The sequence below is a fragment of the Nonomuraea sp. N2-4H genome, from assembly GCF_045291505.1.
GTDB classification, from domain to species: Bacteria; Actinomycetota; Actinomycetes; order Streptosporangiales; family Streptosporangiaceae; genus Nonomuraea; species Nonomuraea fastidiosa.
Window position 1 is genome coordinate 1069600 of sequence record NZ_CP147987.1, and the last position, 23363, is coordinate 1092962.

The window sequence follows — 23363 nt, forward strand, 5'->3', positions numbered from 1 at the left end:
CCGCCCCCGGCCACCTTTCACCCCATGGTCTTCGCGCCGTCGAGGGACTCGCGGATGATGTCGGCATGGCCCGCGTGCTGGGTCGTCTCGGCGATGATGTGCAGCACCACCCGGCGCGCCGACCAGCGCGCCCCAGGCTCGTTCCACGGCGCCTCCGGCAGCGGGTGGGCGACGTTGAGGTCCGGCAGGGTGGCGACCACCTCGTCCGTCCTGCGGGCCACCTCCTCGTACGCCGCCAGCACCCCGGCCAGCGTCTCATCGGGCAGCAGCCGGAAGTCGGCGGCCCGCTGGGCGAAGTCCTCCTCGGTCATGTCGGTGAAGTTCTTCATGGCCGAGGTGCCGTTCAGGATGAAGTCCACCCAGCTCCGCTCGACCGAGGTCACGTGCTTGATCAGGCCGCCCAGGCACAGCTCGCTGGCGGTCGTACGCGCGCGGGCCTGCTCGTCGGTGAGGTCGCGGGTGGTGAAACGCAGGAAGTGGCGGGCCTGCGCCAGCTCGGCCAGCAGGTCGGCGCGCTCGCCGGTCACTTCGAGGGTGCTGCTCAGCGTCTCAACGGTCATGGGTGATGCCCTTCTTCTCGGTCGCTTCACCTCCACGATGACCTCCATTGCGGCCACTTTCCGTCCGCAATGACAAAGACAATGGAGAACATGGCGAACACCAGCACCCGTACGTTGCGACTGCTCTCCCTCCTGCAGACCCACCGCTACTGGCCGGGCAGGGAGCTGGCCGAACGGCTCGGCGTGTCGCCGCGCACCCTGCGCAGGGACATCGACCGCCTCCGCGAGCTGGGCTACCCGGTGCGGGCGCAGCGCGGCGTGGACGGCGGCTACCAGCTCGCCGCGGGCGCGGCCCTGCCGCCGCTGGTGATCGACGACGAGGAGGCGGTCGCCCTGGCCGTGGGCCTGCAGGCCGCCGCACAGAACCCGGTCGAAGGCATCGCGGAGTCGTCCGTACGGGTGCTGGCGAAGGTCGTCCAGGTGATGCCGGTACGCCTGCGCCGGCGCATCGACGCGCTGCGCGCCATGACCGTCTCCGCCGGCTGGGCAACCCCGCCAGGGCCGCCGCCGACCCCGCCGTCCTCACCACGGTCGCCCTCGCCTGCCGTGACAGCGAACGCATCCGGTGCTCCTACACCGCCGCCGGCGGCAACAGGACCGAGCGGAACGTCGAGCCGCACCGCCTGGTGTCCATCGGCCACCGCTGGTACCTCGTCGCCTACGACCTCACCCGCCACGACTGGCGCAGCTTCCGCGTCGACCGGATGTCCGCCCCTGAGAGCACCGGCGCCCGCTTCCGCCCCCGCGAGCTGCCCACCGCCGACGCCGCCGAGTTCGTCCAGGCCGGCCTCGACAACATGCAGCCGCAGACGTACCGGACGAAGGTCCTCGTGTACGCCCCGGCCGACGAGGTGCGGGCGCGCATCGGCCGGTGGGCCACGGTCGAGGAGGCCGAAGACGGGCACTGCCTCGTCTACATGGGCACCGACGACCTCGACTGGCCGATCATGGCCCTCGGCAGCCTGGAGGCCGACTTCCGCGTCATCAGCCCACCCGAGCTCCTCACCCGCATCCACGCCTGGGGCGCCCGCTTCACCCGCGCCCGGTGACCACGTCCCCGCCTCTGGGCCAAATGATCACGTCCTTACGTCCGGGCCAGGGATCACGTCCCCGCGTGCAGGCCTGGTGATCACGTGCTTGCGTACGGGCCTGGTGATCACGTGCAGGTGAGCGGGCTCAGTGGTCGCGCGTTCCTACGTGGCTGATAAGCCGGGAGACAGGATCCAGCCGCTGCCACGCTGACTACACGCCGCGCTGCGGCCCGCTCGTTTCGTCCTTTCTCGTCCGTCTCCACACCGCCCATGGCCGGGCCGCACGTGACCTACGGGGCGGCTGGCCGCGATGTCGATCGCGTCCCATAACCGCAGACCGCCGATGCCGCCCTTGAGATCACGTCCGCTGCGCGCCGAGACGGCGGCGACGGCGGCGCGCTCCTGCTCGGCGTGCCTCACCGGCCCGCCCCCACCGCGCCTCGACCAGCCTGCCAGTCCGCCCTTGACCGCGCTTCGGCCGGACCGCCGGCCCTCCCGAGACGCTCCGGCCAGGGCCGTCGGTCCGCTCAACGACGCACGGCCGCGCTGGCAGCCCGCCGCCGACTCGCTCCGGACGGAGAATGCCTGGCCGCCCATTCGCGGACGTAACCGCGACACCCTCCGGTCGGAACGCCAGCTGGGCTTGCCCACCACCTTTCCACTGGAACGCCGGCTGGGCCCGCCCAACCGCATTCCGGCCGGAACGCCGGCTGGGCCCGCCCAACCGCATTCCGGCCGGAACGCCGGGCCGAGGCATGCGGCCCGAGACGGCTTGTGGCGGCCTACGGCGGCGTGAAGCCGTGACCACCCCTTCTCCCCCGCGGAGAGCTGCTGCCCCAACCACTCCTCGATGTCTACGTCGTAGACTCCAACTACAGTGTAGACAAGCGGCGTAAGGGGACAGAGAGAACCATGGCGATCGAGTCGATTGAGGTGCCCGGAGCCCGGCTGCACGTGGAGCGCGCAGGCGACGGCCCCGCACTGCTGCTGATCCCCGGCGGCGGAGGCGACGCCGCCATGTACGCGGACGTCGTGGAGCCGCTCTCGCGGACGTTCACCGTGATCACCTACGACCGGCGCGGCAACTCGCGCAGCCCGTTCACCCGCCCCGACGCCTCGATCACACCCGCCACCCAGGCGGACGACGCGGCCGCCGTCCTCGACCACCACGGCCTCGACCGCGCCTACGTCTTCGGCAGCAGCGGCGGCGCGATCATCGCCCTGGAGATGGTGATCAGGCACCCAGACCGCCTCTTGGGCGCCGTCGTGCACGAGGCGCCGCTGGTCCAGCTCCTGCCCGCCGGCTCCGCGGAGCGCCGGGAGATCGACCACATCGCCCGCCTCAGCCAGGAGGGGCATCTGATGCGGGCGTACGCGGCCTTCGGCGCGATGACCCTGTCCGACCCGCCGCGGATCTTCCTGTCACCCGCCGGCCAGACCGCCATCGCCGCCGGAACCCGCCTCATGCTCGCCGCCGACACCCTGACGCGGAAGGTCACCCGCCGCGACCCTGACCCGATGACCCGCCAGCTCCACAACGCCGAGCTGCTGCTGCGCCGCGAGCTGCCCGCCTTCTGCTACGACTACCGGCCCGACCTGACCGCCCTCGCCGCCACCACGGCGCCGTGGTGCCTGGCCGCCGGGCGCGACAGCGTCGGCAAGCCGTATCACACCGCCGTCCGCCTGCTGTCGGAACGCCTTGGCGTACCCTGCCATGAGTTCCCCGGCGGCCACGTCCCGTACATGCAGCACCCGGAGGAATTCACCGCGACACTCAGCGCCGTCCTGGAGGGCTTCGCACCATGACGACCGATTCCAGACCGACGGGCGAGGTGCCCGAGCCGCCCACCCGGCCCAGGCTCACCCGCGAGTACCTCGCCACCGCCGCGCTCGCCCTCATCGACGCCCACGGCCTGCGCAAGTTCTCCATGCGCAAGCTCGGCACCGCGGTCGGTTTCGACCCCATGGCCGTCTATCGCCACTACGACGACCAGGAGGCGCTCTTCGACGGCGTCGCCGAGGCGATGTTCGACGAGATCGACGTGGACACCCTGCCCTGGGACGGCACCTGGCAGGAACTCGTCCGCGAATACTGCCTGCGGCTGCGCGACACCCTCCTGCGCCATCCCCACGCCGTCCAGGTGTTCGCGACCCGGCCGGTACGCTCTCCCGCCGCCATCGACGCCGGCGTCAAAATGCTGAGCGAGCTCCAGGCCGACGGCATCCCTCCGGCGCAGGCCCTGCGCCTCACCCGCTGCCTGCGCGAGTTCACCGTCGGCCACGCCCTCGCCATCGCCGTCACCAAGCTCGGCGCGGAACGCCGCAGCCGCAAACCCGAGCCCGGCAGCCCCGACTACAACCTCCTCGCCGAAGCCGCCGACGCCACCACCCTCGACGACCACTTCGAACCCGGCCTGACCGCCCTCCTGGAGGGCTTCGCCCACCCCACCTCCTGAGGCCACTGCCAGGTCTCGCCCCTTAGGGCCGTTGTGGGTGCCGCTCGTTGGGCTGGCCGCTGCGGGTTTCGCTCTCTGGACCCCGCTTTGGGCCTTACCCGCCGGGTAGCAGTGCGCCTGTCCGTTGAGCTCGCTGCGGGAACATGCTCGTTGGGTGGCTGTGGGTCTTGTCCCTTGAGCCTGCTGTGGGGGCGTGCTCGTTGGGTGGTTGTAGGTCTCGTCCCTTGAGCCTGCTGCGGCGGCGTGCTTGCTGGGTGGCGGTGGGCCTGTCCGTTGAGGTCGCTGCGGGGCGTGCTTGCTGGGTAGTCGGTCACCCCGCACAACGGCCGATCAGCGGACCGCCTCGATCAGGGCGCGGAGGAGGGCCGTGCGGCCGGGGAGCTCCGACACAAGCACGTGCTCGTGGTCCGCGTGCGCCCCGCCGCCCACCGCGCCCAGCCCGTCGAGGGTCGGGCAGCCTACGCCGGCCGTGAAGTTGCCGTCGGAGGCGCCGCCCACCGAGGCGGAGGTGAGCGGCGGCAGGCCCAGCTCCGCCGCCAGCTCCTGGGCGCGGGCGAAGAGCGCGGCCGACATGGACGCTTCGAGCGGCGGCCGGTTAGGCCCGCCGACGACCTCCAGGCGGGTGCCGGGCACGACGGGCCGCAGGGCGTGCATCGCCGCGTCGACCCGCTCCTGCTCGGCCACCTCGGCGACCCGTACGTCCACCCCGACCGACGCGAAGGCGGGAACGGTGTTGAGCGTCGAGCCGCCCGACAGGACCGTCGGCGTCACGGTCGTCGCGCCCGCCCCCAGCCCGGCGATGGCCAGGATCTGGTGGGCCAGCTCGATGCCCGCGTTGGCCCCCTTCTCCGGCTCCAGCCCGGCGTGCGCGGCCTTGCCGTGGACGTTGACGGTGTAGAGCGAGGTGCCCTTCCTGGACGTCTTCAGCGCCCCGCCGTCGGCGCTCGCCTCCATGACGAACGCGGCGGCCAGCCCCCGCGCGGTGTCCTGGATCAGCCGCGACGACGTGAGCGAGCCGACCTCCTCGTCCCCGGTGATGAGCAGCGTGATGCCGTCGAGCGAGTCGAGCCCGGCCAGGGCGTGGAACGTCTGCACCAGCCCCGCCTTCATGCCGAACACGCCCGGCCCCCTGGCCACCCCGTCGATTACCGACCAGGGGTGGGTGGCGAGGCTGCCCATCGGCCAGACCGTGTCGTGGTGGCCGAGCAGCAGCACCTTGGGCGTGCCGAACGACCAGCGCAGGTGGGTGACACCGTCGATCACCAGGAACTCGGGCTCGCTGCCCAGGTGACGGGTGCCCATTGCGGCCACCACCTTGGCGCTGCGGGCCACGGCCTCCAGGTCGCTGGAGAACGACTCGCAGCAGACCAGCTCCTCAAGGTCGGCCAGCATGCCGGCGAGCTCCGGAAAGGTGGTGTGGTGGTCGGTCATGCCGGTCGTCCCCCGAAGGTCGTACGTACGTGAACCCGCATCAGAGCAGCTCCCCGAACAGGCGCCGCACATTACCGCCGATGATCTGCATGACGTCCTTCTCCGGCAGACCGCGCGCCAGCAGTCCTTCGGTCACCATGGGCAGCCCGGCGGGACCCTCCAGGCCCGGGATCGCCTTCTTCGGGTCGAGGCCCCTCACGGGGACGTCCTCGCAGCACGGCGGCGTCAGGTCGTCCATCACCTCGCGGATGAAGTCGGGCCCGAGCCCCACGTGGTCGATGCCGGCCACGGAGACGATGTGCTCGATGTGGTCGAGCAGCCGGTCGAGCGTCATGTCCTCCTCGCGCTCGGCGAGGAACGGGGCGAAGAAGTTGACGCAGATGACGCCCCCGTTGGCGGCGATGGCGCGGAGCTGGTCGTCGGTGAGGTTGCGGTGGTGGTCGCGCAGGGCGCGGGCGGAGGAGTGGGTGGCGATGACCGGCCTGGTGGCCAGCTCGAGCACGTGGGCGACGCCGGAGGCGCCGAGGTGGGAGACGTCGAAGATGATGCCGAGCCGCTCGATCTCCCGCAGCGCCTCGACCCCGTGGGAGGTGAGCCTGCTGCCGGTGTCGTCTTCGCCGCTGCCGTCGGCCAGGGGAGTGCGGCCGAAGTGGGCGATCGACGCCACCCTGACGCCCAGGCGGTGCATGGTGGAGATGAGCTCGACGTCGGCGTCGAGGCCGGGCATGCTCTCCATCGCCAGCACCAGCGCGATCTTGCCCGCGTCGAGCGCCCGGTCGATGTCGCCTGCGTCGAGGCAGAGGCTCACGTGGTCGGGATTACCCTCGGCCAGCACGTGAGCGCACTCGATCATGCGCAGCGTCTGCCGCAGCGCGCCCTCGGGCCGGTATTGGTCGTCGATGAAGACCGGCAGCACCTGCACGTTGACCCCGCCGTCCTGGAGCTGCGGCAGCCATCGCTCACGGAAGAACGAGGCCCACTGCTGCGGCGGCCGTGCGGAGACCGCCATGAGAAGGTCGTTGTGGGTGTCGGCCACGATAGCGCGCTGATGCAGGGGAAGCGTCATGCTCAGGACGTTATCGCGCGCCCGTGACCTGCACCATCGTGCCCCGGTCCGATCTTTGGCGTCCGATCCTGGTCTGACGCACCATCACGGCGGCTCCTACCCTGCTCCGACGGGCTGGTACGCGGGCTCCGGCGGCCTGGCCGTCAGCCTGCGGTAGAGCGTGGTGGGCCCAGGCCAGTTGTTCGTCACGCGCCCGTCGGCCGTCTTGTACCAGCTCCGGCAGCCCGCGCCCCACACCATCCTGCTCATGGCCGCGTCGAGCTGCCGCCGCCAGGCCGCCATCGCCTCCGGCCGCACCTCGATGGGCCCTGACCTGCCGAGGTACGGCAGGCACGCCATGATGTGCGCCACCTGGCACTCGATCATGAAGACGATGGAGTTGTGCCCGAGGTTGGTGTTGGGCCCGTACAGCATGAAGAGGTTCGGAAAGCCCGGCACGGAGATGCCGAGATACGCCTCGGCGCCGTCCTTCCACCGCTCGTGCAGCGAGCGCCCCTCGCGCCCGATCACCTCCATCGGCGTCAGGAACTCGGTGCTCTTGAAGCCGGTGGCGTACACGATGGTGTCCACCTCGTACGTGCCCGCACCGGTCTCGACCCCCTTGGGGGTGATGCGCGCGATGGGATCGGTCACCAGCGACACGTTGGGCCTGCTCAGCGCCGGATAGAAGGAACTGTCGATGATCACCCGCTTGCAGCCGGGCGGATAGTCGGGCGTGAGCTTGGCCCGCAGCCCGGGGTCGGGCACCTGATCGCGCAGGTGGCGCAGCGCCCGCTGCCTGAGCAGCCCCTCGCTCCAGCCCCGCGCCAGCGCCGGATAGAGGGTGCCCTCGGCGTAACGGTAGATCCACTCGCGGTACGCCCGCTGCAACCCCGGCACGAACCGGAACGCCAGCCGCGCGACCGGCCCGAACACGGCGTCCGGCTTGGGGATCACCCAGTTGGGCGTGCGCTGGAAGAGGTAGAGGTGCGCGGCCCGCTCCGCGACCCGCGGCACGAGCTGGGCCGCCGACGAACCGGTGCCGATCACCGCGACGCGCCTGCCGGTGAGATCGTGGTCGTGGTTCCAGCGGGCCGAGTGGAAGGAGACCCCCTCGAAGTCCTCTATGCCGGAAATGTCCGGCAGACGAGGCCGGTTGAGCTGTCCCACCGCCATGACGACCACGTCGAACGTCTCCGTACGCGCGCCGTCGGCGGACGACGTGGTGACGTGCCAGGCGCCGCCCTCGAAGACCGCCCGCCGTACCTCCGTCCGTAAGCGGATTTTCCGCCTGACGCCGTATTTATCGGCGCAATGGTGGAGGTAGCCGAGGATTTCCGGCTGCTCGGGGTAGCGCCGCGTCCAGCTCGTGTACTTCTCGAATGAGTACGAGTACAGATGCGAGGGAATGTCGCACCCCGCCCCGGGATAGGTGTTGTCCCGCCACGTCCCGCCGAGATCGTCCGCCTTCTCGAAGACGCTGTACGTGCGGATCCCGGCCTTCTCCAGCCGGATCGCCATGCACAGCCCGCCGAAACCCGCTCCGATGATCGCGACGCGTGGCGCCATGCCCGTCCCTCCGCAAGTCAGGATTCACTTACATTACGCCGAACGCCGCCGCCGCGACACCCCTCGATCTCCCGCGTACCGGTAGTCTGCGCAGGTGGCTGCTGTGACGTTGAATGACGTGATCGGAGTGCTCGAGGCGGCCTATCCGCCCGCCCGGGCCGAGTCGTGGGACGCGGTGGGGCTGGTCAGCGGAGATCCGGCGCAGGAGGTGCGGCGGGTGCTGTTCGCGGTCGACCCGGTCGCCGCCGTGGCCGACGAGGCGCTGGAGTGGGGCGCCGACCTGATCGTCACCCACCACCCTCTCTACCTGCGCGGCACCACCACCGTGGCCACCACCACGCCCAAGGGCCGCCTCGTCCACACTCTGATCAAGAACGACATCGCCCTCTACACCGCCCACACCAACGCCGACGTGGCCAACCCCGGCGTCTCCGACGCCCTCGCCAGGGCGGTCGGGCTGACCGGAGACCTCGTGCCGCTCCAGCCGTTCCCCGACGACCCGTGGCGCGGGCTCGGCCGCATCGGCGAGCCGCCCGAGGAGACGACGCTGGAGGAGTTCGCCGAGCGCGTGGCCAAGGGCCTGCCGCGCACGTCGTGGGGTATCCGCGTGGCCGGCGACCCCACACGTCCCGTGCGGCGCGTCGCGGTCAGCGGGGGAGCGGGCGACTCCCTGCTCGGCGCGGCCAGGGCCGCCGGCGTCGACGTCTTCCTCACCGCCGATCTCCGCCATCACCCGGCCAGCGAGTTCGTTGAGGCGGGCGGCCCTGCGCTGATCGACGCCGCGCACTGGGCGACCGAGTGGCCCTGGCTCGACAGCGCGGCGTCCATCCTGCGCGAGAGTGGCGTTAACGTTGAAACGCGTGTCTCCGCCACGGTCACCGATGCTTGGACAAGAGGATATTGATCATGAAAGCAGCCCCTGAGGCACAGAAGCGACTGCTCGACCTGGCAGAGCTCGACACCACGCTTGATCGGCTGGCACACCGCCGCCGCACCTTGCCCGAGCTGGCCGAGATCGACGAGCGCTCCAAGCTGTACGCCAGGCTCGTCACCCAGGTGATCGAGGCCGAGACCGAGGCGGGCGACCTGGCGCGCGAGCAGGCCAAGGCCGAAAGCGACGTCGATGCCGTACGCACCCGCGCAGAGCGCGACCAGAAGCGCCTCGACTCCGGGGCCGTCACCTCGCCGCGCGACCTCGCGAGCCTGCAGTCCGAGATCGCCTCGCTCCACAAGCGGCAGGGCGACCTGGAAGAGGTCGTTCTTGAGATCATGGAACGCCGCGAGGCCGCCGACACCAAGGTGACCGACCTGATCGCCAAGCGCGACGAGGTCCGCGCCGAGCTGTCGGCCGCCGAGGAGCGCCGCGACGCCGCGCTCGCCGAGATCGAGAAGGAGGTGGCCGAGGTCCAGGGCCGCCGCACGACCGTCGCCGGCGACATCCCCGCCGACCTGCTCAAGCTCTACGAGAAGCTCAGGGAGCAGTACGGCGTCGGCGCGGCCATGCTGCGCGGCGGCCGGTGCCAGGGCTGCAAGGTGGCGCTGTCCATCGCCGAGATGAACGCCATCAAGGCCGCCCCCCACGACGAGGTGCTCCGGTGCGAGGAGTGCCGCCGCATCCTCGTCCGTACCGCAGAGTCGGGCCTGTGACCTCCTACGTCATCGAGGCCGACGGCGGCTCGCGCGGCAACCCGGGTCCGGCCGGTTACGGCGCGGTCGTCAAAGACGCCTCCGACGGGCAGGTCCTGGCGGAGGCGGCGGAGGCGATCGGCGTCACGACCAACAACGTCGCCGAATACCGCGGGCTGATCGCCGGCCTGCGCGCCGCGCTCGACCTGGGCGGCGAGGGCGCGCAGGTGGCCGTACGCATGGACTCCAAGCTTGTCATCGAGCAGATGGCGGGCCGCTGGAAGATCAAGAACGAGGGCCTGCGCCCGCTGGCGGCCGAGGCGGGCTCGCTGGTCAGGCGGCTGCGGGTGACCGAGTGGACCTGGATCCCGCGCGAGCGCAACCAGCACGCCGACCGCCTGGCCAACGAGGCCATGGACGCCGCCGCCCAGGGCCTGGCGTGGAAGGCGGGCGGCGCCGCGTCCGGTGGGGCGGGGGAGTCCGCTCCGGCGGGCGCGTCCGATTCGGCGGGAGTGTCGGGTACGGCGGCGCCGTCCGTGCCGAAGCAGACCGACCTCCTCGACGCGGGCGACATCGCCGAGCTGTCCGCCCCCACGGCCTCGGTCGCCACAGCCCAGCAGACGACGGCCAGGCGTACGGGTGCGGGCACCGGCACCGGCTGGGCCCCGCCCACCCGCGTCGCCACCTCGCTGCTCCTGCTGCGCCACGGCGAGACCGAGCTGTCCGTCGAACGCCGCTTCTCCGGTCGCGGCGACGCCGAGCTGACGGCCAACGGCCTGGCCCAGGCGTCGGCGGCGGCCGAGCGGCTGGCGCGGGAGCCGTACCGGCTGGATGTCATCGTCTCCTCGCCGCTGAAGCGCGCCCGCCAGACCGCGCAGGCGGTCGCCCAGCGGACCGGCCTCGACGTGGAGGTCTGGGACGACCTCCGGGAGGCCGACTTCGGCGCGTGGGAGGGGCACACGTTCACGGAGGTGCAGCGCCGCTGGCCCGCCGAGCTGAACGCCTGGCTCTCCGACCCCGATGTGGCCCCGCCCGGTGGCGAGAGCTTCGCCGAGACCTCCCGCCGCGTGCAGGCGGCCAGGGAGCGCCTGATCGAGCGGTACGAAGGCCGCACCGTGCTCGCGGTCTCCCACGTCACGCCGATCAAGCTGCTCCTTCAGGACGCGCTCACAGCACCCCTGCAGGGCATCTACCGCATGCACCTCGACCTGGCGTGCCTGTCGCTGATCGAGTACTACGCCGACGGCCCCGCCGTGGTGAAGAGTTTCAACGACACGGCCCACCTCCGCTGACATCGCCCGGGGCCGGGTTCGTGGGCACGGCCCCGGGCATGAGCGATCAGATCTCGCCGTTGACGGGGGATGACCGAGGGTTTGATACCCTCCTGCAGACGAGTCGGCCGGGCGGCCGCGTCGGGCCTCCGGGCCCGCCGAGGAAGGTCCGGGCTCCACAGGGCAGGGTGGTCGGTAACACCGACCCGGGGTGACCCGCGGGAAAGTGCCACAGAAAGCAGACCGCCTCCCGGTCTCGGCCGGAAGGTAAGGGTGAAAGGGTGGTGTAAGAGACCACCAGCGCCTGCGGTGACGCAGGCGGCTCGGTAAACCCCACCCGGAGCAAGGTCAAGAAGGGACTCCCTTCGGGGTGTCCCGCGCGCGACGCTTGAGGGCTGCCCGCCCGAGTCGCGCGGGTAGACCGCTTGAGGCCGCCGGCAACGGCGGTCCTAGATGGATGGCCGCCCCTTCGCAAGAAGGACAGAACCCGGCCTACAGGCCGACTCGTCCCTCACCTCTTCCCCTGACCTGCGGCGAAAGCCTCAGCCGTCGCCATAAAAGCTCTCAGTGGACGCATCGGGGACGCACTCGCTGGAAGTCTGCTGCTCAGTGACATTTGCCTCCCGTGCTTCGCCGCGGGACCGCAGGCTTGAGAACGTCGGCATTGCAGTAGCCGCATCAGATGAACTTGCCTCACGGCGTTCGCGACAACGCGTTTGAAGCGTTCGCCGTTTGACGTCCTCTGCCCGGACTTGTGAGGCGCTGGTGCCGTGGAGGGAGCGGCGCTTCTGCGTATCTTCGCAGGAGATGCGGCATCGACGGTCAAGGATCTTCGCGCCACAAGCGAGAGACATCCTGGTCTGATGTCGAACCGACTAGTACTCCAGCCGCACTTCGAGATCTCGATCTGGTCGAGGCTGAGACGTGAGACGGCCACCGCAGTGATCATGTGGGTGTGTGGAATCCAGATGATCGGCGGTGGCCGTGGCAGCCACGGTAGCCGAAATCGACCCGCGTGTATGGGCCGATGCGTTCGATGACCTGTTCGCGCAGGTAGTGGCACCGTTCTTCGGCCGGCGTGAGCCGCGGATCAGAGCGCGTGGTTACCTGCTGGGCCTGCTGAGTTCGCTGGAACGCAAGAACGGCTGGTCCCTGGCCGAGTTCGCCGGAGACGCGACACCCGACGGGATGCAACGACTGCTCAACCACGCCCGCTGGGACGTCGATGCGGTCCGGGATGCACTGCGGGCCCAGGTCGCCGAGCGGCTCGGGTGCCTGGACGGGGTGCTGGTGGTCGACGACACCGGGTTCGAGAAGAAGGGCCGCCGCTCGGCCGGGGTGCAGCGCCAGTACACCGGCACGGCCGGAAAGATCACCAACTGTCAGGTCGGAGTGTTCGCCTCCTACCTGCACCCGGCCGGCAACGGGTGCTGATCGACCGGGAACTGTATCTGCCCGCTTCCTGGTTCACCGCACCCGAGCGGCGCACCGACGCCGGCATCCCGGAGCAGGTGGAGTTCGCGACCAAACCGGAGCTGGCCTGGAGGATGATCGAGCGGGCCGCCGACGATCCGCTGCTCACCTTCGCCTGGCTCACCGCGGATGAGGGCTACGGCGACAACCCCGTGTTGCGTGAGCGGTGCCGCAGCCGGGGTTTGAGCTACGTGTTCGCTGTCTCCTGTGACCACCCGATCGTGCTGGCCGGCCGGAAGATGCGTGCCGATGAGGTCTTCGCCGCGCTGGAGGAGCAGGCGTGGCAGCGTTACTCCTGCGGCCAGGGTGCCAAGGGCCACCGCTACTACGACTGGGCGTGGATCCCGCTCGGCCCGGCCGAGTGGCTGCTGGCCCGCCGCTCCATCACTGATTCCGGCGAGCTGGCGTTCTACACCTGCTGGGCCACCGGCCCGGTCGCGCTGCCGGAGCTGGTGCGAGTGGCGGGATCGCGGTGGAGCGTGGAGGAATGCTTCCAGGCCACCAAGAACGAGGTCGGCCTGGACCATTACCAGGTCCGCAAGCACCTGGCCTGGTATCGGCACGTCACGTTGGCCATGGTCGCTCACGCTCACCTGGCTTTCCTCGCCGCCGGCCCACCCGGCGCAACGGGCGCTCAGCAGGGCGAGGCTTTCTCGGGCCTGGCCACACAGGGGGCCCTGCCGACAGGGACGATCACAGCTTGAGGGTGCGAACGGTGACGATTCCGGCGAGCTGATCCCGCTTACCGTCAACGAGATCCGGCGTCTGCATGCTCATCTTGCCCAGCCCCGGCACCCTGCCAGTCATCGAATCCGCTGGTCACAGTGGCGACGTCGGCATCAAGCCCGCGCCCGCCGCTGCCATTACCAGCGACAGCGACGAATCATCGATCACTAAATGCGGCTGGAGTACTAGACGCCCGACTGCGCGCTGCCATTACCGACCATGAGTTCGCATGCAAAAGGCGGTCGTAACTGGCCTAGTGACATCGGCCGGCTGTTGACTTATGCATGTAACGGAGTGCTTCTGTAACGGTCCAAACTGTGCGGGCAGGCCAGTGCATGAGGAGGTAATGCGTGACACAGCAGTCACTTTTTGCACCGGATCCTGATGCCCCTACCCGCAAGCCACAAGGCAACCGTCCGGAACGGTTGAAGCTCTTGATTGTGGTCAAGGCGGCGCCGAATCCATCGCAGGCTTACGGCGAAACTGTCTGTGTTGCCGCATTGCGCCTGGATCTTGAGAAAAATCAATGGGTGCGGCTGTATCCGATCAACTTTCGTGCTCTTGAGGATCCAAACGCATTCCAGAAGTACGACATAGTGACTGTCGATGCCAAGCCTGCGCTGGCAGATCCTCGCTACGAGAGTTGGCGGCCCATCATGCCGACGCTCCAGAAGGTAGGCCACCTTGGCGGTTGGGCAAAGCGCCTTCCCTGGGTGGCTGACCATGTGGAGGGTTCCATGTGCGACCTTCTCGACGCAGTCCGCTCCAACCCGCCCGCGCGCTCGCTAGCGGCCATACATCCCCGCCAGATAGACGGCCTGGACATTGAGCCGCATCCTGGCTGGACGCCGGAGGAACAGGCGAAAATCGATGCCTACCTTCGGCAGGAGTCGCTCTTCGACAGCGGTCCTCGTACAGCCCTTGAGGCTCCCCGCTTCAAGGCGTGGTATCGCTACCGGTGTCACACTCGGAGTTGTAAGGGCCACCGCCAAGGCGTACTCGACTGGGAGTTCGTCGCCCACCAGCGCCGTCTCGGCGAGCTTGACGACACCGCTGCCAAGCAGGAGCTGCGAAAGCGCTGGCTTGAGAAAATTTGCGCTACAGACCGCGACACCGTCTTCTTCGTAGGCAATCAAGCGAAACGGCAGCATGTGTTCAGTGTTCTAGGGGCCTTCTATCCCCGCCGCTAGAACGAGGCTGGAAGAGCGCCTAGCCGAGCGTTCACGTGGTCAAGTACCACCTGCCGATGGCATCTGCCTTGACTGGCCTCGAAGCACAGCACGCCCGTCAGGCCCTTCTGCGCCATCGTCACGATGTCATCGATAGCGTCATTCGCCTCTGGCGAGTTGATTTCCTCGGCGTATGCGGCTATCGCGTGAGCAAGCTCTGCGCCCCCTACACCAAATCCTGCTCGATTCCACTTCGGATTGCCGAGCTGTGGCATGTGGATATAGCTGATGTCGCACTCGGACAGTGCTTCAGACAGACGTCTCTTGCTGAAGCCCGGTTTGCGCGAGATGGGATTGAGGCGAACGTCAACCAAGTATGCCAAGCCAATCTCGACCACCTCACGGACGAAGGCATCGATATCACGCCCTTCATACCCGAGGCCGATGACTCCGCTCCGTTCGTTGATGCTCACGCTCCATAGCCTTTCACACGGGCGGTTCGGTCCGCTCGTAGACCCTGCCATACCTATCCGATCATCGATCTCAGGTATGAGATGTCCAGGGATAATGCGCCGAAGCTGTCAAAGAATAGGCGAACGGTGCGTGTGCCATCGAAGTGGCCCCTGCAGGTCGGTGCGGTGCAGTCTGTGTCGAGCGTTCATGATGACGTCGCTTCCTTGAACGCTGCATTGATCCTCAGCGCTCTCCACGCCGAAACCCTTGAGGTCGGTCACGGTGATCGGCCGGGTGCAGGGCCTACCCGGTCGGCGTCGTGGCGTGGGCGTAGCGGGCGGTCATGGTGTGTATGTACGCGACCAGGTCCGCGGGTTCCGTGACGGTGAAGTCGGCGCCGAGCAAGCCGAGGTGGACGGCGAGCGACTCAGGGTGTCCGCGCCCGTCTCCAGCACACAGCGGTCGGCGTCCAGAGGGGTGACCGTGCCGATGGCGGCGGTGATGCGTTCGGCGATCTGCTCGGTCGGTGCGTGCACGACCACGCGGCACGATAGCGCCAGGCGGCCGATGACAAGCCCCGCGCACCTGGTCCACGGCCTCCTCGGCAGCTCGCGGGGGACGGGGTGCGCGGGTGGAGGCGGTCGACGCGGAACGTCCGTCAGGCGGCCCGTTCGACGTCGTAGGCCACACGAGGTATCACCGCCGCCCCCAGGTGACCAGCCGGTACGGCTACACCTCCCGCCGGCTCGCCGAGCCGTCGTGGCTGCAGTAGTCGAAGCGCAGGTGCTCGTGGTCGCGGCAAGCGGCGGCGAGGACGCTCTGCGTCTCCGCGCCCACGGCGGCGACCTGGTGGATGCCTTCCGCCTGGTCATCCCGTCGCTGCCGGGCTTCTCCCTCTCAGGCCCCACCCGCGAACACGGCTGGGACAGGCACCGCATCGCTGCGCCTGGGCCGAGCTGATGCGCAGGCTCGGTGCTACGACCGTTACGGCGCGGCGGGCAACGACGTGGGCTCTCTGGTCTCGCCCCCAAGGTGGGCCGCGCCGACCTCGAGCAAGTCGCCGACATGCACGTGACGCAGGTCTTCTCGTTCCCCTCTGGCACCCCAGGGCAGATGGACCGGCTCACCGAGGAGGAGCGCGGCAAGCTCGACTTCGCCAAGTGGTTCACCGAGAACCGGGGCGCGTACGACAAGTTCCAGCCCACCGAGCTGCAGAGCCTCGCGCACCCGCTCGCCGACCAACACCGCGGCCTCGGCCGCTCGGCTCTACTATGAGGACGCGGCGACGTCACCCGCCCGGCTGAAGACCAACGGCCGGGGGACCCGCGTGCCTGAGCCGACCACCGTGCCGCTCGAATTGGCCGGCTTCGCCTGGGACTACCAGTCGATAAGGACGTTCGCCGAGCGCGACCACAAGAAGATCGTCTCAACGTCTACGACCGGGGCAGCCCCTTCGCCGCGCATGAAGCCCCCGACCTCCTCATGGACGACATGCGGCGGTTCTTCCGCAAGGTGCGCTGAACAGCGTCAGCGCTTCAGTACAGCGGCGCCGAGGATGTGGGTGAGCGGCGGCACCGGGGGGTTCGGCGCGAAGGGGAAGCGGTCGATCCACACCACCTCGAAGCCGGCGCGCTCGATCTCCGCCAGCGTGTCGCGGTTGGGGTGGCAGCCGCCGGCCGCGCGGTGCCAGGCGGGGGTGATCAGATCCTGAAGCAGGGCGATCGGGCGGCGCGGGGAGCGTACGTGCTCGTAGAAGTGGAGGCGGCCGCCGGGGGCGAGCACCCGGACGATCTCCGCCAGCGCGCTCCGCTGCTCCGGCACCGAGCACAGGACGAGCGAGACGACGGCGGCGTCCATCGTGCCGTCACCGGCCGGGAGCGCGCCCGCGTGGCCGGGCACCACGGACACCGGCACCGGTGCCGAGCGCGCCTGCTCGGCCGCGTGGGCGCGCAACGTGTCGTCCGGCTCCACCGCCACCACCTCCGTGACGGCTGGCGGGTAGTGGGGGAAGTCGCGGCCGTTGCCCGCGCCGATCTCGATCACCCGCCCCTGGAGGCCGGCAAGCAGGCGGCGGCGGTGCTCGTACGCGCCGCGCCGGTCGGCCAGCTCGGACGCCCGGATGTAAGCCTGCGCGAAGCGGGGATGCTGGAACTCGGCACGAGACGTGTTGACCATATGTACAGCATGCCTCGTACGCGCCGAGGCGGGGCGGGGACGGTCGCCCTGCCGGTGTGGAGACGGTCGCCCTACCGGGCGGAGGCGGCCGCCCTGCCGGTGTGGTGACGGTCGCTCTGCCGGAGCGGGGACGGTCGCCCTACTGGGGCGGAGGCGGCCGCCCTGCCACCCAACAGCGGCCGCCTCAGCCCCTCCGGCCCCTGGGAGCCGGGACCGGCGTCGCGAGGAACGCCGTGGGCAACGGGGCGGGCCTCGCCGGCACCGCGACCCTAACCCCGCCCGGCGTGCCCGGTCTGTGGAGAATTACCTAGAACGCGGGTCGTCGCGTGCTCGGCGGTCACGATCTCGCGGGCGGGCCCGCCCACGTACGGCGTGGCGGGCCGCAGCGGCGGCACCATGTGGACGCGCGCCGAGCTGATATCGAAGTACAGCCCGACCAGCTCCAGCTTGCCCGCCCTGACCTGCTCGTCGACCTTCCGGTACGTGCGCAGGTTCTCGAGCTGCTGCTGCACGTTCACCCGGCACAGCACGTCCAGTGCCCCGCTGTGCAGCCGGTCGCCCTCGCGCTCGATGAACGTGGCCAGGCTGTGGTATCCGTGCCGCAGCCACCGGCGCAGCCCCGGCAGGCTGCCCGCCTGCACGCCGGCGCTCAGGAGCCCCGCCATCGCCCCGCAGCCCGAGTGCCCGCAGACGGTGATGGTGCGGACGTTGAGCACCTGCGTGGCGTACTCGATGGCGGCCACCACCGAGTCGTCGTGCGGCTCCGCGCCCCTGCGCGGGACGAGGTTGCCGATGTTGCGCACGGTGAACAGGTCGCCGGGCCCGCTCGCGGTGATCAGGCTGGGCACGATCCTGGAGTCGGCGCAGGTGATGAACAGGTGCGAGGGCTGCTGCTTGCGCGCCAGCTCGGTGAAGATCGGGCGGACGAGCGGCGCCGTACGCCGGTGGAACTCGCGCGCCCCCGCGGTGAGCTGGCACTCGGCACCAGTGCTGTCGGGCGGCGTGGCGGTGGTGCGGCGCCGGTGCGCCCACGGCAGCCACGACCGGTCGGGCGCCTTCAGCGGCGACTTCTTCGGCAGCGTGCGGCCGCCGCTCGCGGCCAGCGTGTACCACTCGTCGTGGAGCTCGTCGATGTCCACGGTGCCGCCCATGCGCTCGTGGTCGAGGCGCCAGGAGTGCAGGGCCTCGAAGGCGGCGTTGTCCATGAAGTCGATGTTCAGATCGAGGTCCACATGGGAGCCCGCGGGGATGGCCCGCAGCTCATGCGTCAGCCTCGGCACGCCGAGGAACGTCAGCGACCCCGAGATCGTCACCCGCAGCCGCCCGTCGCGGTCCTCACGCTTGAGCACCGTCAGCATGGTGAGGCGGCGCAGCGCCAGCAGCGCGGCCAGCGCCAGCCCCGCCAGCACGCCCTCGGCCAGCCCGAGCAGGATGACCGTGACCATCGTCACCACGTACACCGGCACCTCGCCGTGCCCGTGCACCTTCTTGACGTGGCCGAGGTTCACCATCTGGACGCCGATGAAGACCAGCAGCGCCGCGAGCGCCTCCAGCGGGATCAGCGTGATCGTCCAGCCGAAGCCGAACGCGAACACCAGCACCCACACCCCGTGCAGGATCGCCGACCACCGGGTGCGCCCGCCCGCCTGCACGTTCGCGCTGCTGCGCACGATCACCCCGGCGACCGGCAGCCCGCCGAGCGCGCCGGTGACCATGTTGGCCACGCCCTGACCGGTCAGCTCCTGGTCGAGGTCGGCCCTGCGGCCGGTGTGCATGCCGTCCACGGCCACGCAGCACAGCAGCGACTCGCAGCCCGCGAGCAGCGCCACCAGCAGCACCGCGCCCACCACCAGGTGCCAGTCGCCCTGCGGCAGCACCGGGAACGCCCACTCCGCCACGCTGTCGGACAGATCGACCCGTGTCACGTCCCAGCCGAACGCCCACGCCGTGACCGCCGCCGCGAACAGCGCCGCCAGCGGCGCGGGCACCACCTGGATCCGTCTGGGCAGCCGCGTCCACAGGGCCAGCACCAGGATCGTGAGCACGCCGACCGCGGCCTTGTGTCCGTGCAGGTTCGCGATCTGGCCGGGCAGCTCCACCAGGTTGGCCACGGCCGAACGCTGGGAGCTGCCGCCGAGCACGATGTGCAGCTGCGCGAGCGCGATGATCACGCCGACGGCGGCCAGCATGCCGTGGATGACCGCGGGCGAGACCACCAGCGCCGCCCTGGCCGCCTTGAACACCCCCAGCACGAGCTGCACGACCCCCGCCAGCAGGGTGATCATGCAGGTGGCCCGCCAGCCGTAGGTGTGCACGAGATCCACGACCACCAGCGACAGGCCCGCGGCCGGGCCGCTCACCTGTACCGCGGATCCGCCCAGAGCGCCCGCAACGATGCCGCCGACCACCGCGGCGATCAGACCGGCGACGAGAGGCGCCCCCGAGGCCATCGCGATGCCCAGGGACAGGGGCACCGCGACGAGGAAAACCACGAGCGAGGCCGGCACGTCATGTCGGAGGGTGCTCAGCCAGCTACTCTTCGTGTCGCGGAACATGGAGCAAACCCTATTGCTCCGTCTCCCCTGCTTTAGGGGGGCGTCACGCTGGTTTTACGGATTAATGGGTACGAAAGATCACCGATAGTAATCGTGGGGAAGATCCTGGTCAGGGGCCGCCCTGCGGTGGCTGCCGCTTCTGCGCCCCCTGCTGTAGGAGGAGCGGCCGCTCTCCGGGGCCGGAGGCTCGGGCCATGAGGCGGAGGCGGGGCTGGTGGTGATGTCGCCCGTCTCGTACGCGCCCATCGCGAACGGCGACGCAGGCTGCGCGGGAGGCGGCGTCGGCGCGGAGAGCACGTCGTAGTTGGAGACCGCCCGGCCGGGCACGGTCGGGGTGCCGGTGGCGGGGGAGGGACCGGTCAGCGGGTCGGAGTCGTCGGCCACGGCGTAGCCGGAACTCACCTCGTACGTGGCGGGGTAGGACGAGCGGGCCGCGGGCTGCTCGAACCCCGGCCAGGAGGTGGCACCGCCGTAGGACGTGCCGCTGCTCGGCGCGGGGTCGTCGAGGATGTCGGGTGAGGGTGAGGCGGGCCACGAGCCGGACGTGGTGCTCGCCGCCGGCCTGGAGGTGCTGCCGTAGCCGGTGTCGAGCGGGTCGGGCGTGCCGCCGTACGCGGGGAACGGGTCGCTCGTCGGCGCGCCGTGGACGGGCGCGGCGGGCGCGGCGGGCGCGGCGGGCGCGGCGGGCGCGGCGGGGAAGCTGCCGCTGGAGGTGGGGCTGACCGCCGGGAACGAGCCGCTCCCCGTCGCCGCCGGGGTGGCGGGGTAGGAGCCACTGGTCGTGCTGCTCGCGCCGTAGGAGCCGCCGGTGGCGGACTGGCTCGACGAGACGCCGCTGGAGGCGACCGGCGCCGGCCTGGTGGGGGGCTCAGGGGGCGTGGGGGCGGGCACCGGCTGGGCGCCCGGGCCGAGGATGCTCATGACGTCGGAGGTCGGCGCGGCGAACGTCACGGTGCGCTGCTCGGCGAGCTCGGCCTTGCTGGGGACGCGCTTTTGCGGCTCGACGAGGTCGGCGAGGCCGGCGGCGGGCTGGCGCTGAGAGGAGGACTGGCGCTGAGAAGAGGGCTGGCGCTGGGGGAGGGGGGCCTGAACGGTGGTCGCGTCGGGGTCGGCGGAGGCGGTGGCGGGCTGCGGCCTGGCCGAGCGCGAGGAACGCTTGGCGGGGCGCTCGCCGGGTCGTCCGGAGGGGCGCGCGGGCCTGTCGGCCTGGGCGGCGGGGCGCTGCTCGCGCTCGGAGTGACGCTCGGAGGTGCGCTCTGAGTGGCGGTCGGCGGAACGAGAGGAGGAGGATGCCTTCCTGGCGGCGACGGTGCCCCCTGCACCGAAACCGCCTTCTTCCGCCTCACTGCGGATGCTGGCCCAAAACTCCTCGTCATCGTCGTCGTTGACCGGGTTGCCCCACTCGTCGACGCCACGACGGCCACGCTGCCCGGTGCGCACCGGCTTCTGCTTCGGCGCGTCGATCGGGCTGAAATCGGGGCTGAAGTTGGCCATGCGCGGTTCGTGCTTGGCGAACTCGTCCGTGGAGCGCGTCTTGGTCTTCTCCTCCTTCTCGGCCATCTCCTTCAGCCGTTCGGGGAAGCGAGCTCTCCCTGCGGTTCATCGAACGCATGCCCAGTGCCACGACGACGAGCACGAGGAGCACGACAGCGACCAAGCTCACTACGACCGCGATCATTGCACCACCCTCAAAGCCATGGCCTCTCTCTGGCACCGGTGAGATCGCGCGGCCATCGACGCGATCTGCCCCCTTTGATCACCAGTGCCTAACGATTGGATCTGATTGTGTCGGACCGGTATGAGAGTTGTCACACCCTACGTGAAGAATTGGTACACCGGCACTACATGTCGTGTTCGGGGTCTCACTCGATGCCCACCGCCGTCAGTCGTCCGCGGGCGATGGTCTTGCCGGCGATCTCTTTCAGGATCTGCGGAAGCTCCGGGCCCTCGTCGAGCTCGACCCTGTCGTTCAGCGTGTAGACGGTGAACCGGTACGCCGGCCTTCTCTTCGCAGGGCGGCTCGTAGCCCTCGCGACCGCTGGTCACCTTCGCCTGGCCGGAGCCTTCCGGCGGGTCGGCTGCGGCGTTGGGGCCCAGCTCGGTCGTGGTCGCCGGGATGTTGTAGATCACCCAGTGCACGGCCGAGTCTGACCCGGTGTGGCTGTCGACCACGATCGCGATCGACCTCGCCTCGGACAGCGGCTGGCTCGACCAGCGCAGCGGCGGGCTGCCCTGGTCGCCCTTGCAGGAGTATTCGCGAGGCAGCGGCTTGCCCTCGCGCAGCTCAGGACTCGTGACGTTGATCTCCGCGATGTCCTTCGCCTGGGATCTGCCGATGAAGCCGAGGCTGCCGCAACCTGCCGAGGCGAACGCGACACCCATCGCCGTCACGATGGCGGCGACGCGTCGCACGCGTGATGCCGTGGTACACAGCCCCATGCCGGACGATGCTACGCGGCTTGCGGCGGTGCGCAGACCGTTTCTCGATGGTCCGTGCTCGGTAAAGGATCCGAAAACGGCCGTATTGACGGCATCCGGGTAGTGAAGTTGGCCACATGAGAGGGGTACGAGAGGCCTCCTGGGAATGCGGGGGTTGGAGTGACGAAAGCCCTCTTACCTGCGCATTCGCCTTTTCGTCGGATGACCGGAAGATAGCCCGTTGACCACCGTAAAGGCGACATTGGTGTCGGGGTGGATAACGGCCGAAAAACCAGGTGTGCCAGCTCGTACGTAAGGGTAACGGAGCCGCTTCGCTGCGCGATCATCGGGGTTTCCGGACGGCGGCTGGCCACGTTGCGTGAGGCGATCGCGCAGTGGTGCGGTCACGCGCTTGCCGGGCCTGGCTGGCACGAACGTGGCCGCCGCCGACGTGGCCAGGCTCGACAGCCTGCGGCCGGCCGCCACCGAGCATGGCATCGCCCCGGCCGCCCGCCGAACCGACACGCCGAGCCCGGGCGGGGAGGCCGGTGGACAACGGGCATGCGAGCCGATCTCCTGCCCGGTTCGCACCCTAAGCTGGGCTTGTGACGTCAACAGGCCCGCTGCGGGATCCGGCGAACCGCGTCTCGCCCAAGGCCATCCGGCTGTGGCTGCTCGAATCCCTGGTCGCCTTGGTCTTCTTCGTGGGCGGCGCGCTGCTGGTGTCGACGTGGGTCGGCGGGAGCGGGTGGCCGTGGGTGCCCGACTGGCTCGCCGCCTCGCCGTGGCTGCCGCCGCTCGCGGTGGCGGTCGTCGTCCTGCCGTTCCTGGCGGCCGAGCCGTTCGTACGGTACGCCGTGCACCGCTGGGAGCTGTCAGGCGACGTCGTCTACGCCAGGTCGGGGTTCCTGACCAGGGAGTGGGTGTTCGTGCCCGTGAGCCGCATCCAGACGGTCGACAAGGGGCAAGGATGGTTCGAGCGCATGCTCGGGCTGGCGACCCTGGAGATCCGCACGGCCTCACACGCCGGCTCGTCCACCATCCAGGGCCTCGACTTCCACGTGGCGGCCCGGCTCGCCGAACAGCTCGCGCACCGGGCCGAACAACTCCGGGACGACGCCACATGACCGGCCCCCACCCCGCCCCGGACGACGACCCGAGGGACGGCACGGAACCGCCGGCACCTGATGCCGAGAGCCGTCCCGCGGGACCGCCGCCACCGCACCCCGGTGCCCCGAGCCACCCGGTCGGGCCGCCGCCTCCGCCTCCCGGCGCCAGCGGCAGGCCCGCCGTGCCGCCCCCGCCGCCTCCTGGAGCCGGAGGTCGTCCCGGTGTGCCGCCGCCACCACCTTCTGGAGCCGGAGGTCATCCCGGTGTGCCGCCGCCACCGCATGGGCCGGGCGGG

General features: G+C 70.1%; 20 protein-coding genes, 1 other RNA gene and 2 pseudogenes. 14 read left to right on the plus strand and 9 right to left on the minus strand.

Annotated features, from left to right (window positions below; genetic code table 11):
* Positions 1-17 precede the first annotated feature (17 nt).
* Positions 18-560 (minus strand): DinB family protein, encoded by a 543-nt coding sequence (locus WBK31_RS04910; RefSeq protein WP_406674382.1) that lies wholly within the window; start codon positions 558-560, stop codon positions 18-20.
* 90 nt (positions 561-650) lie between these two features.
* On the opposite strand from WBK31_RS04910, the pseudogene WBK31_RS04915 reads away from it, so the two are divergent.
* The 3 genes and pseudogenes from WBK31_RS04915 to WBK31_RS04925 all read left to right on the plus strand — a co-directional run bounded on the left by WBK31_RS04915 (position 651) and on the right by WBK31_RS04925 (position 4047).
* A pseudogene (locus WBK31_RS04915) lies at positions 651-1609 on the plus strand (helix-turn-helix transcriptional regulator).
* 894 nt (positions 1610-2503) lie between these two features.
* A complete protein-coding gene (locus tag WBK31_RS04920; protein WP_364066726.1) occupies positions 2504-3397 on the plus strand; it encodes an alpha/beta hydrolase in 894 nt (297 codons plus the stop codon).
* Positions 3394-4047 (plus strand): TetR/AcrR family transcriptional regulator C-terminal domain-containing protein, encoded by a 654-nt coding sequence (locus tag WBK31_RS04925; protein WP_364066724.1) that lies wholly within the window; start codon positions 3394-3396, stop codon positions 4045-4047. Before WBK31_RS04920 ends, WBK31_RS04925 begins: the two co-directional genes overlap by 4 nt.
* A gap of 330 nt (positions 4048-4377) precedes the next feature.
* On the opposite strand, the gene WBK31_RS04930 is transcribed toward WBK31_RS04925, so the two are convergent.
* The 3 genes from WBK31_RS04930 to WBK31_RS04940 all read right to left on the minus strand — a co-directional run bounded on the left by WBK31_RS04930 (position 4378) and on the right by WBK31_RS04940 (position 8092).
* A complete protein-coding gene (locus WBK31_RS04930; protein ID WP_406674383.1) occupies positions 4378-5478 on the minus strand; it encodes a M20 family metallopeptidase in 1101 nt (366 codons plus the stop codon).
* A gap of 40 nt (positions 5479-5518) precedes the next feature.
* Positions 5519-6544, minus strand: a complete 1026-nt coding sequence (locus tag WBK31_RS04935) for a dipeptidase (protein ID WP_364066720.1) — start codon at positions 6542-6544, stop codon at positions 5519-5521.
* 96 nt (positions 6545-6640) lie between these two features.
* The gene (locus WBK31_RS04940) at positions 6641-8092 is read right to left on the minus strand and encodes a flavin-containing monooxygenase (RefSeq protein ID WP_378784536.1); all 1452 of its coding nucleotides are present in this window, start codon (positions 8090-8092) and stop codon (positions 6641-6643) included.
* Between the two features lie 103 nt (positions 8093-8195).
* Here WBK31_RS04940 and WBK31_RS04945 point away from each other — a divergent pair, with 103 nt between their 5' ends.
* The 6 genes and pseudogenes from WBK31_RS04945 (at position 8196) to WBK31_RS04970 (ending at position 14378) form a co-directional block, all read left to right on the plus strand.
* Positions 8196-8996 (plus strand): Nif3-like dinuclear metal center hexameric protein, encoded by an 801-nt coding sequence (locus tag WBK31_RS04945; RefSeq protein ID WP_364066716.1) that lies wholly within the window; start codon positions 8196-8198, stop codon positions 8994-8996.
* A gap of 2 nt (positions 8997-8998) precedes the next feature.
* Positions 8999-9739 (plus strand): C4-type zinc ribbon domain-containing protein, encoded by a 741-nt coding sequence (locus tag WBK31_RS04950; RefSeq protein WP_364066714.1) that lies wholly within the window; start codon positions 8999-9001, stop codon positions 9737-9739.
* The gene (locus tag WBK31_RS04955; protein WP_406674384.1) at positions 9736-11010 is read left to right on the plus strand and encodes a bifunctional RNase H/acid phosphatase; all 1275 of its coding nucleotides are present in this window, start codon (positions 9736-9738) and stop codon (positions 11008-11010) included. Before WBK31_RS04950 ends, WBK31_RS04955 begins: the two co-directional genes overlap by 4 nt.
* Before the next feature lie 99 nt (positions 11011-11109).
* Positions 11110-11500: RNase P RNA component class A (rnpB, locus tag WBK31_RS04960), an RNA gene on the plus strand.
* Positions 11501-12045: 545 nt separating this feature from the next.
* Positions 12046-13166, plus strand: a pseudogene (locus WBK31_RS04965) (IS701 family transposase).
* A gap of 372 nt (positions 13167-13538) precedes the next feature.
* Positions 13539-14378, plus strand: a complete 840-nt coding sequence (locus WBK31_RS04970; RefSeq protein ID WP_406674385.1) for a hypothetical protein — start codon at positions 13539-13541, stop codon at positions 14376-14378.
* On the opposite strand, the gene WBK31_RS04975 is transcribed toward WBK31_RS04970, so the two are convergent.
* The gene (locus WBK31_RS04975) at positions 14375-14830 is read right to left on the minus strand and encodes a DUF488 domain-containing protein (protein ID WP_364067213.1); all 456 of its coding nucleotides are present in this window, start codon (positions 14828-14830) and stop codon (positions 14375-14377) included. The two genes, WBK31_RS04970 and WBK31_RS04975, sit on opposite strands and share 4 nt — an antisense overlap.
* Before the next feature lie 611 nt (positions 14831-15441).
* On the opposite strand from WBK31_RS04975, the gene WBK31_RS04980 reads away from it, so the two are divergent.
* From WBK31_RS04980 to WBK31_RS04990, 3 genes are all read left to right on the plus strand, one after another.
* Positions 15442-15582: a hypothetical protein gene (locus WBK31_RS04980; RefSeq protein ID WP_364067215.1), complete on the plus strand. Its 141-nt coding sequence runs from the start codon at positions 15442-15444 to the stop codon at positions 15580-15582.
* The gene (locus WBK31_RS04985) at positions 15570-15770 is read left to right on the plus strand and encodes a hypothetical protein (protein ID WP_364067217.1); all 201 of its coding nucleotides are present in this window, start codon (positions 15570-15572) and stop codon (positions 15768-15770) included. The genes WBK31_RS04980 and WBK31_RS04985 overlap by 13 nt, the downstream gene beginning before the upstream one ends.
* A gap of 105 nt (positions 15771-15875) precedes the next feature.
* Positions 15876-16085 carry a hypothetical protein gene (locus tag WBK31_RS04990; RefSeq protein ID WP_364067218.1) on the plus strand — a complete coding sequence of 70 codons (210 nt, stop codon included), beginning with the start codon at positions 15876-15878 and terminating at the stop codon, positions 16083-16085.
* Between the two features lie 252 nt (positions 16086-16337).
* Here WBK31_RS04990 and WBK31_RS04995 read toward each other — a convergent pair whose 3' ends face one another.
* The 4 genes from WBK31_RS04995 to WBK31_RS05010 all read right to left on the minus strand — a co-directional run bounded on the left by WBK31_RS04995 (position 16338) and on the right by WBK31_RS05010 (position 21805).
* The gene (locus WBK31_RS04995) at positions 16338-16985 is read right to left on the minus strand and encodes a class I SAM-dependent methyltransferase (RefSeq protein ID WP_406674386.1); all 648 of its coding nucleotides are present in this window, start codon (positions 16983-16985) and stop codon (positions 16338-16340) included.
* A 269-nt stretch (positions 16986-17254) separates the two neighbouring features.
* Positions 17255-19540 carry a SulP family inorganic anion transporter gene (locus WBK31_RS05000; protein WP_406674387.1) on the minus strand — a complete coding sequence of 762 codons (2286 nt, stop codon included), beginning with the start codon at positions 19538-19540 and terminating at the stop codon, positions 17255-17257.
* Positions 19541-19618: 78 nt separating this feature from the next.
* Positions 19619-21100, minus strand: coding sequence for a hypothetical protein (locus WBK31_RS05005; protein ID WP_406674388.1), 1482 nt, complete (start codon positions 21098-21100; stop codon positions 19619-19621).
* Between the two features lie 255 nt (positions 21101-21355).
* The gene (locus WBK31_RS05010) at positions 21356-21805 is read right to left on the minus strand and encodes a YbhB/YbcL family Raf kinase inhibitor-like protein (RefSeq protein ID WP_406675447.1); all 450 of its coding nucleotides are present in this window, start codon (positions 21803-21805) and stop codon (positions 21356-21358) included.
* Here WBK31_RS05010 and WBK31_RS05015 point away from each other — a divergent pair.
* Together WBK31_RS05015 and WBK31_RS05020 are read left to right on the plus strand one after the other, a co-directional pair.
* Positions 21696-22082 carry a hypothetical protein gene (locus WBK31_RS05015; RefSeq protein ID WP_406675580.1) on the plus strand — a complete coding sequence of 129 codons (387 nt, stop codon included), beginning with the start codon at positions 21696-21698 and terminating at the stop codon, positions 22080-22082. The genes WBK31_RS05010 and WBK31_RS05015 overlap by 110 nt on opposite strands.
* Before the next feature lie 481 nt (positions 22083-22563).
* The gene (locus WBK31_RS05020) at positions 22564-23085 is read left to right on the plus strand and encodes a PH domain-containing protein (protein ID WP_364067228.1); all 522 of its coding nucleotides are present in this window, start codon (positions 22564-22566) and stop codon (positions 23083-23085) included.
* Positions 23086-23363: the final 278 nt, after the last annotated feature.